Source organism: Microcystis sp. M165S2 (assembly GCF_020245885.1).
In the GTDB taxonomy this organism is placed as follows: Bacteria; Cyanobacteriota; Cyanobacteriia; order Cyanobacteriales; family Microcystaceae; genus Microcystis.
In genome coordinates this window covers 26,376-37,174 of sequence record NZ_JADBTZ010000051.1, presented here as the reverse complement: position 1 = coordinate 37,174, position 10,799 = coordinate 26,376, and the positions used below count along the sequence as shown (strand labels likewise).

Sequence of the window (10,799 nt, the reverse complement as noted above, 5' to 3'; positions counted from 1 at the left end):
TCCTGTTGCGGGAATATCGGCGGGAAAAAGGCGTTAAATATCCGTGAGTGGGAATGTCTTTTCTGTGGAACTTTTCATGATCGAGATGTAAACGCTGCGGTAAATATCAAGGTCGCCGGAGGACATTCGGAGACTTTAAACGGACGTGGAGGAAAGCGTAAGACTTCTGTTAAAGAAGCAGCATCCCTTGAAGCGTCAACCCCATTGACGCGACCATTCTAAAAAAGTGGCGTGGTGAGGAATCGCCGTCCGTTTTACGGCGGCGAGGATGTCAAGATCTGATTACTGAAAAAGGATTAAACCAGCAGGAGGTCAGTCAAATTTTGGGAATTGACGAGGCTAAAATTTCTAACTTAAAAAATGGCAGATTGCAAAAATTTTCTCTTGAGCAGATGTTTAGCTTTCTAGTAGCATTAGGTCAGAATATAGAAATCTTAGTCACTCCCCAAGCCGTAGCAAACTCTAGTGTAAGTATCCAGGTCATGTATCGAAATAAATCCTAATCTAAGTGCGATCGCCGATCTCGTAAGGTGTGTTAATATTAGTGTAACGCACCAGCCAACTTTCAAGAAAGGACTAACCATAATGTCATCAATTATTACCGAAGAAAAAACCAAAGAAATCCTAACCGAGATCCTCATTGAAATGATGCAAAACAAACGGGAACTATTTTATGAAATTGTTATCGAAGCTCTAGAAGATATTGGTTTAGCTAATGCTATTACGGAAGGATTAAATGGTGAATTTGTTCCAGAAGAAGAAGTTTTTGCTATTCTCAATGGAGAAGCTGAATGAAAATTCAATTTGTAGCCAAATTCTCCAAAGACTTAAGAAAAATTAAAGATCAAAAACTATTATCTGAGATCAAAACTGTTGTCAATGAATGCAAATTAGCTCAAACACTGGATGATATACAAAACCTCAAAAAGCTTAAAGGTTATCAGGGTTTTTATCGTATCAAAATAGGAGATTATCGCATTGGTGTTGCAATTATTAACGATGAACTGATCTTTAGTCGATTCTTACACAGAAGAGAAATTTATAGATTTTTTCCCTAAAACTAAGCAGTGCCAACACACTGAAGAACTGATGCAAAAATATAGAGATTTGCCAATGGATTTAGCCGACGCATCTTTGGTTATTTTAGCAGAAGAATTAGGTTCAGGTCAAATTCTTTCCGTTGATTATCGAGATGTGAATACCTATCGTTGGAAAAATACGGAGCCATTTCAAATAAAACTGGCTGAAATAAGTTATCAAGAATGGTTAAAAAATCAAGGAGAATAACAAAATGAGTGATTTTGAAAAAAGTAATAGTAATATTTTCGCTGATCTTGGCGACCCAGAAGCCGAACAAACTTTAGTCCGCGCTCAAATTCTATCTCGGATTATTGATATAATCAATGAACGGAACTTCACGGAAGCTGAAACAGCAGAAACTTTAGGAATATCAAAACTAGAAGCATCTCAATTAATCAAGGGAAAACTGAGTCAATTTTCTCTTGAAGATTTGTTTCATATTCTCAACGCTCTTGTTGACACTCCCATCGCTAAAAGCGAGGGATTCTTGGTTCATTGAGTTTCCTTAATCTGACAGGACGTATCCAACCAAACCAGAGGGAATCTCTCCCCAAGCGTATTAGTTTCGGTATGCCCTACCGTACTTAGTCCCTTTTTGAGAATGTTGATAGCGGCGTTAATATCTCTATCTTCTACATAGCCACAATGGGGACAAATATGGGTTCTCGTAGATAGAGATTTAGGGACTTTTTGACCACAATTAGAGCAATTTTGACTGGTGTTATGGGGAGCTACTGCTACCGTGGCCTTACCATATTTAAAACCAAAATATTCTAACCATTGCCGAAAAGTTGACCAAGCCACATCATTAATAGATTTAGCTAGTTTAGAGTTTTTTACCATGCCTTGAATATTTAAGTTTTCGTAAGCGATGAAATCGTTAGATTTAATGACGCGCAATGCCTCTTTTTCGACAAAGCCTCTACGTTGCCTACTTATTCTTAAATGTTTTCTTGCATATCTCTTTCTAGCTTTTTGGTAGTTGTTTGATTGGGGTTGACCTTTTCTAAACTTTTTAGATTTCTTCCGATTTAGACGATTTAATCTTTTTTCTGCCTTACGATAGTATTGCGGTATCTCTACCGTTTCTCCATCACTGTTAGCATAGAAAACTTTTAATCCCACATCCAATCCCACACATCTTTTTGTTGGTTCTAGGGGTTTAGCATATTCCCGAACATCTAAATTAATACAGAATTGGACATAATAACCGTCAGCACGTTTGACAATCCTAACTCGTTTAATTTGGTCTATAGGGTAAAAGTTTAGGTCTCTAGTTCCTTTCAGTTTAACCGTGCCGATGTTTTTCTTGTCGGTAAAAGTAATTTTCTTTCTATCCTCCGATAGTTTCCATCCAGAGTGTTTATATTCTACGGAACGATTATTCTTTTGGAATTTAGGATAGCCTTTCTTTCCTTTTATTCCTTTCTTACAATTGTCATAGAAACGAGCAATAGCTGACCAAGCCCGTTCTGCTGATGCTTGTCTAGCTGTAGAGTTAAGGTCATCCGCAAACTTAAACTGTTTGGCAAGAACCGCACAATATTTATTGAGAGAATATTTATCTACTTGATCCTCTCGCTTAGAATCCATCCAAAGTCTTAAAGCTTTATTACGGATGAACTGTACTGTACGAATAGCTTCATCAATGGCAGAACACTGACTTGGTTTGACCACGGCTTTCATTTCTAAGACAATCATTGTTGACCGACCTCAAACAACTTTCTTTATACTAACATATCCAGCACAAAACTGTCAAGGATTTAGTGGTGCTTCGCTGTTCTATATTGGTCGGGTTTCATCCCGTCAGTGAAACTGAGGGTCTTCACCCCGACATTCAAGATAAACCTAGAAACCCAGAAGTGTTGAACGTGGAAAAAAGTCGTACAAAATTTGATATTATAGATAGGGTTTGCGGCAAAAAGGTTTTCCTGGGGGTAGGAGTCAGTAGCCGGTCGTTTCAGGCTTTATTGCCCTCGTTTTTTGTACCAAGCTATGTACTACAAGAAGGATAATGCCAGGGTTTTGAAAGTCCCAATCCTATTTTCGCGGCACTAACATCGGATTTTAACAGGTCAAAAGCCTTATTTTAAAAGGTTTTTACCATTATTCAGCAACCCCTACTTAGAAGATCAATACTTAATATCCTTGTTCCAAGGGTCTGCCTTGGAATACGATCTCGCTGGGGGGATTATTTTAGGAGCCACCCCATAGGGAGAGCCACCAATTCACAGAATAACCTGATTATGGTTTGGGGGTCATTCTGCCAATTAGGGACTCTCCCCGGCAGGTTTAGCTAAAAATTAACGACGGGGTACAGAAGCCTCGATGTTAATATTCATAGCGGAGACTCTTGGTACAGGATTGCCTTTGGCGCTACCGAGACCCCGGGCCATAGCCAAGAAGCTGGAAGGATCGCCAGCTTTGGGTTTTTGCTCTTGGGGAACATAGCGACGGACAGCATTCTGCCAAACGATTTGGGGGAAGCCCAAAATACCACGATAGTAGCCATCGTAGCGAGGCGAGGTGATGTTGAATGGACGCTCACCGATTTCGCGGCTGGCCAGGGTGCGACGACGTTGGTAGGGAACGGTATCATAACCAAAGCTTTGCAGATACTCGTCACTGTTGAGCAGTTGTTCGACAAAACCTTGAATACCTTTGGTGGCAACGACAATCGACCAAGCAATTTTTTCTCTTTCGCTATAGACATCGCGACCGAGAACTCTTTGTACTACCTGTTCGACAAAGCGATAGTTGCTGTTTTTCTCGTAGAAGCTGTTATAGAAGGTTTTCGATAACAGTAGGCCACGAATGAAATCCCGCACCGATAATTGTCCATTGCGTAATTGGGATTCGAGGAAAGGTTCCCGATCCCATTTAAAGGCATGGAAGAAAATCTGACGGTAAGCGGCTTCGATTAAATCGTCCAGGTCGGTAGGGGAGAGGACATTTTCCGTCGTGTAAACTCTCGGTTTTTCGTCTCCACCGACATCATAACCAGCTACCCGCACGTTTTGGGACTTGGGGGCGTAATTTAAAAGAGGAATGGCCAAGGGTAAACCTCCGTATCCTTAGAAATGCTTAAAAAACTTTCCTCATAATGATAAGGGAGTAAGTGCCAACTAGAAAAGAAATATTAAAAATTCTTACAATTGTTAAGAAAACTTGTTTACCATCCGGGATTTTGGGGGTTGGGGGTTGGGGGTTGGGGGTTGGGGGAGAGGGGAGAAAAAAGCTGATGACTGATGACTGATGACTGATGACTGATGACTGATGACTGATGACTGAATTTACCAGCCACTAATCGAATAGGATGACGGTTCGGGGGAATCACTAGAGACTGACTCCGATGACTGATTGCGGGATTCAGCACAAAAAGTGGCAGTATTAAAACCGCCAAAACGTTGAACTGTGCTAGTGCGGAGACGTAAATCGGCATCGGCAAACCAAAAACGCTCGATCGAGGTCATAGTTTCGTATTCTGTAATTAAGACTAAACCTTCCTGTTCATCAATGTGATAACGGCCCGCCACGGGAACGATTTCCGCATAACCGCGTTCGCGCAGGAGAACACCAGCTTGGGGATTATCTTCATCGGGAATTAGCGCAAAAACGGTGGTTCCTTGATGATTTTCGTCTTCTTTGTCCCACTGCATTGAACCATCCCAACTGACAAAGGCACCCCCCACAGTCTTAGCGGGATCGACTTCGTGCATTTCACAGATAGCGATAATTTTCGGGTTATCGGCGCTTAAAGCTTCCACATAAATCTCGGAATCGCCGGTTTCTGAGCGTCGAAAGGGTAAATGATGGGTGGTGCGCTGAGATTTCCACTGTCCCGCACTTTTCTGAAAAAAGGTCATCCCGTCCATAGTTTTTATCCTCTATTTTTTCCATTTATTTTAACGCCATCGTCGTTATTCTGTAACCCTTGTCCCCCTCTGTGTCTCATTCATCCCCAAAATAATCATGATCAATTCTCTTGATTTCATAGATTTCTTTGGTCGATACACCTAAGTTATAATCAATCATCAATTGACCTAATTCTTCCCCATCAATCAGCACTATTTTTATCTCATTTCTGGGGGCATATTCTAAAGCCTCTTTGGTAAAATAGGAAGTGGTGATGAAAATACCTTTTTTGGCTCCTTGTCCCGCTAATGCCCCGACAAATTTCTGGATTTCTGGACGACCAACGGCATTATTATCAGCCCATCTTTTGGCTTGAATATAGATAATAATACACCTAAAGTTATTAATAATCAAGAGGCATTCCTAAGGAATTTGAGAGAGAAATTATCGCCATTGATAATCGTCTTGATACTCCAATAATTCGATTTTTCTGCCATTGGGAGCGTTGACATAAATAAGCTGTTGACTATCTAAATTACTTGTTAAGACTGTCTATGAGCGCTGGAGCTGCGGAGCAGGGAGAGCTTTTTTTGTGATAGCTAAAAAACCCCCTATCCCTGCTATTCATACAAAATCTCATCAAAACAAGCTTCTCCCACACTCGATAAAGTTCTAGCGGCAGCTTTATCGGTTTTCGACTTCTGCACGAGGGTGCGGAATTGCTGTAGATTGTAACGAGCTTGGAATTTTTTAATCGTGCAGTCGCATAGGTCTTTTGCCACATCAGCAGCTAATCCCTCCGCGCGCGCTCTTTGTAAACATTCTTGACGATAACTGTCGAAAGTCGTGGCAGTATTAGAACTTTGGCTAAGGTAAACGGCATTATTAGCCTGTAATGGAAAGTATAAAGCCAATAAACCGATAAAAGTTAGTAAATATCTTTTATTTCTCATCATAATTGCTTTTTAAAGCCTGAAATACCCCACTAGATTAGAGAACGGCTGCATAAATTATAGATCGATCGCTCAACTCTTGGGTTCCACTCTTGGCAAACTGCCAACTGTTATGCTATGATTGATATTTATTGATCGGCGCCATCGCCAAGTGGTAAGGCAGAGGTCTGCAAAACCTTTACCCCCAGTTCGAATCTGGGTGGCGCCTTGGAAAATGTCGGCAATCTTTTCCTGATTGCCTTGTCTAATTGAAGGTTTACCAAGGTTTTACTTGATAGGCTGCCACTAGATAACGAAAAATATACTCAACTATCTCTAAATAATTCTCGGTAGTTTCTAGAGACTCACCCCACACCGTCACGCCATGGTAAGAAATCAGTAAAGCGGGAATTTCTGGGGGGAAAGTTGAGAATCTACTTTCTATTTCTGCGGCAATTTTCGGCACATCGAGATAGTTAGCAAAAACCGGCATAAATACTTGAGGATTTTCTACCCAAATACCTAAACCTTTCAACATTTCTAAGGGAGGTAACGATAACTTGTCCTCGCGAGCAAAACGGGAAACTAAATTCGCTTCCACCGAGTGGACATGATAACAAGCTTGTGCTTGGGGAAAGAGGCAATAAATCACCTGATGAATGCTAGTTTCGGCCGAAGGACGATTATCTCGATGAGCTAATTCTCTGACTTTTCCCGTCAGATCCACGCGCACAAAATCCTCTTCTGTTAGTTTACCTTTACTTTTGCCACTGGCAGTAATCCAAAAACTATGATCATCAACTTTAGCGGATAAATTACCCGCCGTGCCAAGCATCCAACCCAGTTGATAAAATCTTCGGGCAGCTGCCACTAGAGACAGACGATGATCGCTCATGGTTTTTAGAAATATGGTGGATAGGTATCGACCTATTATAACAAGTTGAAGCCAGCAGACAACCCACTCCCCAGCAGATTTGGTGAGGCTCTCAATCTGGATAATCTCGATCAAAACTAAACCCAAGGCAGAATAGAGCGAGGAACCGGTGAGTCAAAAAGAAGATTTAACCGTGGCAATGTGTTAGGAATGTGTTAGGTTAAAGATAATTACAGCTTTGATGAATCGAGGGTTGAGCCGTGAATAACAACTTTTTCCGCAGCTATTCTGTCAATGATTCTGGTTTGGGTTGTTTCTTATCTTTGATTTTAGTCGGATTGTTGTTAGGCTCGATCGGACTGGGTTGGTTAGTCAATAGTTTTTTAATTCTCGTGGCATTCCTAATAATTTCTCCTGTGATTGCTTGGGGGATTTTTCGCTGGTGGTTGCGACGCAATTTAGTTGAAGATAGCTGTCCCGTCTGTAGCTACGAATTTACGGGTTTTAATCGCACGGAATGCCAATGTCCTAACTGTGGTGAACCGTTGAAAGTGGAAGGGGGTAAGTTTATTATTCTCACCCCTCCCGGGACGATCGATGTACAAGCGATCGAAGTACCTACCGGACAGTTGGAAGATTAAGGTCAAACCATTACCATCTAGGCACGCGCACCAAACTGAAAGCGGGGGGTCTGAATTTTAACAATAACAGCAGTCCCAACAGGTGAATTGACCAATGAGCGAGAATTAAGCCCCAAATAATTGCGAAAATTAAACTACTAACGGCAAGAGCTTTAAAAATATCATTATCGGTCTTTTGATACCAGAGAAGACTAAGGAAGGAAAGCAGTAGGAGTAGAAGCGGAAAAAGTGGGGAGAACATGGGGATCACCATTGGGTGAGGGGACTGTCTTCACATCCATAGCCTATCATTTTCCCTTTACGGCTACGGGTAGCAGCGGCTACATTCCCCCCCTATTTGTCATAAATCTTTAGAATCAAATTAAAAAGTTTACAAGCCAATCTTTTAGTATAAAGGTGGCGCGACAATCATCCTCATTGTAACGCAAAATAGCCGCCAATAAAGTCCGATCTCCTGTTTTTAACCACTGGTCATACCACCAAACGCATTGATCCCCGCTTACTCCTCGATCGCGCCATTGAAAGCCAATCCAGTTAGCGAGGGATTTTAAAGAATAACTTTCCACGGGAAAAGTTACCGAATTAACTACATGATAGTGCAGATCAAAACAGCGAGAAACTAACTGATTAATCAAAGAAGAAGGGGTTTTATAAAGATAACCCAATCGCTTAATTGTTTCTACTTCGTACTCAGAAAAGTGAAAAATTGGTGCTTGATAATCCTGCATGACTAAGGTTAAAAATTCCTGCCAAATCCTGCCTTCATCTTCCGGCTTTTCTGCCAAAAAGGGATAAAATTGCTGGGTATTAACTCGATAATCAACCCGTAAAATCCCCAAAAGATAATCTAAATTCTGTTCTGGTTCCGCTTCGATGTCAAAATAAAATTCAATCTCGGCCTTCGGTAGGGGGGACAAATAAGCAGTTTTCCCGTTGCTTTTGCGAAAGGCCCGATTTTCAATAATTGCTTGGGCCTGTAATTGTAACTGATTAGCCACCTCTACCCCCATCCCCTCCCCCATACGGGTAGGACAGGTAAGCGCAAGGGATGCCATGGTGGAAACCCCCAAAGACTGTAAAAATTGGTAACGACTAGGAGTCACCCCCGGGACTAAAGAAAGATGTTGACTCGCTTGAGCAATACCATAACAGTGACTATACCAATGACATAAACTGCAACGCTGACGCGAGATAAAAACTTCTGGTTCTTGCCGATTAATCACCATTTCGCCGAACTTTTTGATTATTTCCTCTAGTTTAGTTAACCAGAGATTCAATTCCACCCGATAGCGATTATGACGACGTAGGACAATTTCCCCATAACTGGGAAAAACTCCCTGCATACTGGCTAATAAATAGGCGTAAAAAGTAGCCAGCATTTTATATTCAGGCTTAGGACGGCGACCGAGTTGAATATTGAGGGGATAATAAACCCAATCGCCAAATTTCGACTCTCCTGCCTGTTTAATTAATAAATGCGGGGAACCGGTTAAAGAGACGGGATAGGCAGATTGTAAAAGGACTCCGTGATAAATACAGGGTACACCCCGACCCATCAAAGCTTCCGTTTCCCTAGCGGCGGCCAAAATATCAGTGCTGGGGGTAGTCAGGGAACAATAATCGGGATAGGAGTCTTGCAGGACTTTTTTAACGTGACTTTGACTCTCTCGGCGCAATTTAAGCAAAAAATCGCGCTCAGGGTCTTTTTCTTGGCTATTGCCGTAGAGATTTAAAAATGCACGGCGTTGACAACGTTGGTAGTCTAGAAGTAGATCATCGGTCAGTAGCATTCTATACAAGGAGAAAAGTTAAGCTTTCCTGGACCAGTGAAGTAAAGTAAAAAATAATAAACTAAAAAAAGAAAATATTCCCAAGTATGTTTCCTCTACTTTAATACTATTGTGACAATTGCGACTTAATCCGTCGATAGAATTCAGCCGTCGGTCGTCAGGAAGTGGGGAAATGGGGAAATGGGGAATTCAACTAAAACCCTAAAACCCCAAAACCCAACACCTTCTAACTGATAATTGATAATTGATAACTGATAACTGACCCCCCATCTTGCCGCTTATGCAGAATTTAGACGAAAATACCCTCGATTGCGCCGTTAGTAAACCGGATTTAGCCGAACAAAGACAGGAATTTCGGGGACTTAGCAATAAAGTTTATTTTAATTTCGGTGGTCAGGGAACCTTGCCCAAGGCGGGATTAGAGGCGATTATCGATGCCCATAATTTTCTCCAACAACAGGGGCCTTTTTCAGGACGGGTAAACGATTGGATTACCGGAAAAACGGAACTTCTCAGGCAAGAAATGGCTCAGGAATTGGGAATTAGCCCTAAGAATCTCTCTATCACCGAGGATGTCACTGTAGGCTGTAATATCGCCCTCTGGGGAGTTGATTGGCAAGCGGGGGAACATATTTTACTAACCGATTGTGAACACCCCGGAATTATCGCCACGGTTCAAGAAATTGCCCGTCGTTATCATCTGGAAATCTCCACTTGTCCTATTCGGGAAACTTTAAACGGCGGCAACCCGATAGAAGTGATTTCCGCCCATCTACGTCCAAAAACTAGGGTTTTGGTGGTTAGTCACGTTTTGTGGAATACTGGACAGGTTTTACCCCTCAAGGAAATCTCGCAACTTTGTCATGATAATTCTGTCACCGAAAAACCCGTTTTAGTGGTGGTGGATGCTGCCCAATCCGTGGGTTGTTTGCCCTTGTATTTAAGCGCTACTGCCGCCGATTGTTATGCTTTTACGGGTCATAAATGGTGGTGTGGACCGGCTGGTGTGGGAGGATTGTATATTCGTCCCGAAATTTTCCCTAGTTTACAGCCCACTTTTATCGGTTGGCGCGGCATTGAAACAGATAGCCGAGGACAGCCTATCGGTTGGAAACCGGATGCCAGACGCTTTGAAGTGGCCACTTCTGCCTATCCCCAATTTGAGGGTTTAAGGGCAACTATTGCGGTACATAATGCCTGGGGTGATGGGGGACAAAGATACGAAAAGATTTGTCAATTAGCGGCTTATCTTTGGGGGGAATTAAAGACGATTAAAGGGGTGAAATGTTTAAAAAATTCTCCGCCGGAATCCGGTTTAGTTTCCTTTCAAATTGACTCGGCCATCACCCCACAAAAGTTAGTGCAACAGCTAGAAAAACAAGGGTTTTTACTGCGAACTCTCCTCGACCCCCTCTGTGTGCGTGCCTGTGTTCATTATTTCACTTTGCCCTCAGAAATCGAGCAGTTAGTAGCAGCTATCCAAAAGTTAGTTTAACAAAAATGTGGCTGGGGAAGTCCCCACCCTCAGCCAGCGTAGCGGATTGGGGATGCGCCGAGTGCCTCCTTTCCGCTTGCTCAAACCCTAACTGGATTTAGGGATATGATCGGGCTGTATTAGCCTAGACTA

The 10,799-nt window shown here is 42.2% G+C and carries 14 protein-coding genes, 1 tRNA gene and 2 pseudogenes; 9 read left to right on the top strand and 8 right to left on the bottom strand.

All coding sequences use genetic code 11. The features are described 5' to 3' along the window. The 6 genes and pseudogenes from IM479_RS02855 to IM479_RS02830 all read left to right on the top strand — a co-directional run. Positions 1-222, top strand: a 222-nt coding sequence (locus IM479_RS02855; RefSeq protein ID WP_287699149.1) for a zinc ribbon domain-containing protein, incomplete at its 5' end; no start/stop codon positions are given. Positions 223-323: 101 nt separating this feature from the next. Then, on the top strand, positions 324-503 hold the full coding sequence (locus IM479_RS02850) for an XRE family transcriptional regulator (RefSeq protein WP_287686299.1): 180 nt from the start codon (positions 324-326) through the stop codon (positions 501-503). An 82-nt stretch (positions 504-585) separates the two neighbouring features. Further along, on the top strand, positions 586-795 hold the full coding sequence (locus IM479_RS02845; protein WP_002771197.1) for a hypothetical protein: 210 nt from the start codon (positions 586-588) through the stop codon (positions 793-795). Next, positions 792-1,058: a type II toxin-antitoxin system RelE family toxin gene (locus IM479_RS02840; protein WP_287686297.1), complete on the top strand. Its 267-nt coding sequence runs from the start codon at positions 792-794 to the stop codon at positions 1,056-1,058. The genes IM479_RS02845 and IM479_RS02840 overlap by 4 nt, the downstream gene beginning before the upstream one ends. Before the next feature lie 19 nt (positions 1,059-1,077). Continuing rightward, positions 1,078-1,287: pseudogene (locus tag IM479_RS02835) on the top strand (hypothetical protein); the annotation flags it as partial. 4 nt (positions 1,288-1,291) lie between these two features. Beyond that, a complete protein-coding gene (locus IM479_RS02830; protein WP_287686295.1) occupies positions 1,292-1,579 on the top strand; it encodes a helix-turn-helix domain-containing protein in 288 nt (95 codons plus the stop codon). On the opposite strand, the gene IM479_RS02825 is transcribed toward IM479_RS02830, so the two are convergent. The 5 genes and pseudogenes from IM479_RS02825 to IM479_RS02805 form a co-directional block, all read right to left on the bottom strand. Then, positions 1,573-2,781, bottom strand: coding sequence for an RNA-guided endonuclease InsQ/TnpB family protein (locus IM479_RS02825; RefSeq protein WP_287686293.1), 1,209 nt, complete (start codon positions 2,779-2,781; stop codon positions 1,573-1,575). The genes IM479_RS02830 and IM479_RS02825 overlap by 7 nt on opposite strands. Before the next feature lie 602 nt (positions 2,782-3,383). Beyond that, positions 3,384-4,136, bottom strand: a complete 753-nt coding sequence (locus IM479_RS02820; RefSeq protein WP_287078842.1) for a phycobilisome rod-core linker polypeptide — start codon at positions 4,134-4,136, stop codon at positions 3,384-3,386. Positions 4,137-4,373: 237 nt separating this feature from the next. Further along, on the bottom strand, positions 4,374-4,955 hold the full coding sequence (locus IM479_RS02815; RefSeq protein WP_002770022.1) for a phycobiliprotein lyase: 582 nt from the start codon (positions 4,953-4,955) through the stop codon (positions 4,374-4,376). A 76-nt stretch (positions 4,956-5,031) separates the two neighbouring features. Then, positions 5,032-5,322, bottom strand: a pseudogene (locus tag IM479_RS02810) (restriction endonuclease); the annotation flags it as partial. Positions 5,323-5,555: 233 nt separating this feature from the next. Continuing rightward, complete coding sequence (locus IM479_RS02805) at positions 5,556-5,891, bottom strand: hypothetical protein (protein ID WP_287686291.1); 336 nt, start codon at positions 5,889-5,891, stop codon at positions 5,556-5,558. 134 nt (positions 5,892-6,025) lie between these two features. Between IM479_RS02805 and IM479_RS02800 the strand changes: the two genes are divergently transcribed. Beyond that, a tRNA-Cys gene (locus tag IM479_RS02800) sits at positions 6,026-6,096 on the top strand. Positions 6,097-6,144: 48 nt separating this feature from the next. On the opposite strand, the gene mtnB is transcribed toward IM479_RS02800, so the two are convergent. Beyond that, positions 6,145-6,762 carry a methylthioribulose 1-phosphate dehydratase gene (gene mtnB, locus IM479_RS02795; protein WP_287686289.1) on the bottom strand — a complete coding sequence of 206 codons (618 nt, stop codon included), beginning with the start codon at positions 6,760-6,762 and terminating at the stop codon, positions 6,145-6,147. A gap of 239 nt (positions 6,763-7,001) precedes the next feature. Here mtnB and IM479_RS02790 point away from each other — a divergent pair, with 239 nt between their 5' ends. Beyond that, positions 7,002-7,382 carry a hypothetical protein gene (locus IM479_RS02790; protein WP_150976954.1) on the top strand — a complete coding sequence of 127 codons (381 nt, stop codon included), beginning with the start codon at positions 7,002-7,004 and terminating at the stop codon, positions 7,380-7,382. 10 nt (positions 7,383-7,392) lie between these two features. On the opposite strand, the gene IM479_RS22495 is transcribed toward IM479_RS02790, so the two are convergent. Continuing rightward, positions 7,393-7,635: a hypothetical protein gene (locus tag IM479_RS22495; protein ID WP_353737575.1), complete on the bottom strand. Its 243-nt coding sequence runs from the start codon at positions 7,633-7,635 to the stop codon at positions 7,393-7,395. A 103-nt stretch (positions 7,636-7,738) separates the two neighbouring features. Then, on the bottom strand, positions 7,739-9,172 hold the full coding sequence (locus IM479_RS02785) for a TM0106 family RecB-like putative nuclease (RefSeq protein ID WP_286826064.1): 1,434 nt from the start codon (positions 9,170-9,172) through the stop codon (positions 7,739-7,741). 280 nt (positions 9,173-9,452) lie between these two features. Here IM479_RS02785 and IM479_RS02780 point away from each other — a divergent pair, with 280 nt between their 5' ends. After that, a complete protein-coding gene (locus IM479_RS02780; protein ID WP_287686287.1) occupies positions 9,453-10,667 on the top strand; it encodes an aminotransferase class V-fold PLP-dependent enzyme in 1,215 nt (404 codons plus the stop codon). The last annotated feature ends 132 nt before the right edge of the window (positions 10,668-10,799 follow it).

Coding starts and splice junctions, on each gene's coding strand:
- IM479_RS02825 (WP_287686293.1), bottom strand. CDS start 2,781: ATGATTGTCTTAGAAATGAAAGCCGTGGTCAAACCAAGTCAGTGTTCT.
- IM479_RS02815 (WP_002770022.1), bottom strand. CDS start 4,955: ATGGACGGGATGACCTTTTTTCAGAAAAGTGCGGGACAGTGGAAATCT.
- IM479_RS02830 (WP_287686295.1), top strand. CDS start 1,292: ATGAGTGATTTTGAAAAAAGTAATAGTAATATTTTCGCTGATCTTGGC.
- IM479_RS02785 (WP_286826064.1), bottom strand. CDS start 9,172: ATGCTACTGACCGATGATCTACTTCTAGACTACCAACGTTGTCAACGC.
- IM479_RS02845 (WP_002771197.1), top strand. CDS start 586: ATGTCATCAATTATTACCGAAGAAAAAACCAAAGAAATCCTAACCGAG.
- IM479_RS02840 (WP_287686297.1), top strand. CDS start 792: ATGAAAATTCAATTTGTAGCCAAATTCTCCAAAGACTTAAGAAAAATT.
- IM479_RS22495 (WP_353737575.1), bottom strand. CDS start 7,635: ATGGTGATCCCCATGTTCTCCCCACTTTTTCCGCTTCTACTCCTACTG.
- IM479_RS02805 (WP_287686291.1), bottom strand. CDS start 5,891: ATGATGAGAAATAAAAGATATTTACTAACTTTTATCGGTTTATTGGCT.
- mtnB (WP_287686289.1), bottom strand. CDS start 6,762: ATGAGCGATCATCGTCTGTCTCTAGTGGCAGCTGCCCGAAGATTTTAT.
- IM479_RS02780 (WP_287686287.1), top strand. CDS start 9,453: ATGCAGAATTTAGACGAAAATACCCTCGATTGCGCCGTTAGTAAACCG.